The sequence below is a fragment of the Bradyrhizobium sp. STM 3809 genome (genome assembly GCF_000239795.1).
Taxonomy (GTDB): Bacteria; Pseudomonadota; Alphaproteobacteria; order Rhizobiales; family Xanthobacteraceae; genus Bradyrhizobium.
Genome location: NZ_CAFJ01000679.1, coordinates 1 through 1,747, shown reverse-complemented (window position 1 = coordinate 1,747; position 1,747 = coordinate 1). Strand labels below are relative to the sequence as shown.

At 68.5% G+C, this 1,747-nt stretch carries 1 protein-coding gene; it reads left to right on the top strand.

The annotated features are described in order from the left end of the window. Positions 1 to 192: 192 nt before the first annotated feature. The gene (locus BRAS3809_RS29975) at positions 193 to 1,518 is read left to right on the top strand and encodes an LVIVD repeat-containing protein (RefSeq protein ID WP_008965770.1); all 1,326 of its coding nucleotides are present in this window, start codon (positions 193 to 195) and stop codon (positions 1,516 to 1,518) included. Positions 1,519 to 1,747 lie beyond the last annotated feature (229 nt).

Sequence of the window (1,747 nt, the reverse complement as noted above, 5' to 3'; positions counted from 1 at the left end):
GCGCGCGCCCGGAATGACCGGCGGAGAGAGTTGGGACGTCGGTCGCCGGTGATGACAATGGTGGGCACGCGCCGGCTCGCGGCGTCGCTTTTCCCACTTGACGGCTCGCTGGTGTGCTTGCGCCCCGCCCTTGCCCCCGGCGCCGCGCGTGCTAGCCTCCCGGCAAAACAAATCACATGGGGGGACATCATCATGCCGGGGTTGAGCCGTCGCGCGCATCTGCAGGGGCTGTTGGGAGTGGCCGCGATGGCCGGGATCGGCGGGGTGGCGCGGGCGGCCGACGCGCCGGCGGTGCCGCCGGAGGGGATCGGGCGCGGCATCAGGCACCTCTCCTACAGCGACATGGGCGGACGGCCGGACAGCGTCCAGATCATGGCGCACCGCAACCACCTCTATGTCGGCCACATGTTCAGCGACGGCGTCACCATCCTGGACGCCAGCGATCCGCGCAATGTCAAGCCGGTGAACTTCTTCACCGCGGGGCAATACACCCGCACGCACCACCTGCAGACCTCGGACGATCTGCTGCTGCTCGCCAACGGCGCCAACATCGTCGCGATGCAGTCCTACTCCGACCAGCGCGGCTATTTCGAAACCACGCTGTCCGACAGCATCACCAAGCGCAAGCCGTTCCGCAGCGGCCTCTCCATCCACGACATCTCGAAGCCCGGCGAGATGCGCGAGATCGCGTTCCTCGAAATGCCCGGGCTCGGCATCAACCGGCTGTCCTGGATGGGCGGCCGCTACGCCTATGTCTCGGCGCATTTCGACGGCTTCACCGACCACTGCCTGTGCATCGTCGATCTCAACGAGATCACCAGGCCGGTCATCGTCTCGAAATGGTGGCTGCCCGGCATGAACCGCGCCGCCGGCGAGGTCTCGACCGCGCCCAAGGGCAAGCGCTACGCGCTGCATCACATGATCGTCGCAGGCAAGCTCGGCTACGGCGCCTGGCGCGACGGCGGCTTCACCATCCACGACGTGTCCGATCCCGCGGCGCCGAAACTGTTGTCGCATCTGAACTGGTCGCCGCCCTTCCCCGGCGGCACGCATACGCCGCTGCCGCTGCCCGGGCGCAACCTCGCCATCGTCGCCGACGAGGCCAATGCCGAGAAATGCGCCAAGGGCCTGTTCCAGATCTTCGTGGTCGACGTCCGCGTGCCGGAGAATCCGGTGACGATCGCGACGCTTCCGGTGCCGGCCGACCGCGACTATTGCGCCGCGCCCGGCACGTTCGGCCCGCACAATCTGCATGAGAACCGGCCCGGCTCGATGCAGAGCGAGGACACGATCTTCGCCACCTACAATGCCGGCGGCGTGCGCGTGTTCGACATCCGCAACCAGTTCGCGCCGAAGGAGATCGCGTCCTGGCTGCCGCCGGCGCCGGCCAGGCTGATCGATCCCCGGCCCAACGTGTCGCTCGCCGCCAAGACCGCCGACGTGTTCGTCACCCGGGACGGCCTGATGTATGCGACCGACTGGAACGCCGGCCTGCACGTGCTGCAATATGAGGGCTGACACGTCGGGTGGGCAAAGGCGCGCCTCGCACAGCGTGGCGAGCCGCGCTCTCTCCCGCGCCGTGCCCACCGCCCGACCCGCCGCCACCGCCGGTGGGCACGCGCCGCCTGCGGCGCCGCTTTTCCCACCCTACGCCGAAACCAGGAGGCCAATCGCGTAGCCCGGATGAGCGCAGCGACATCCGGGTTCATCGCCAGCGTCGGTGGAGACTACGCTCATCCGGGCTACA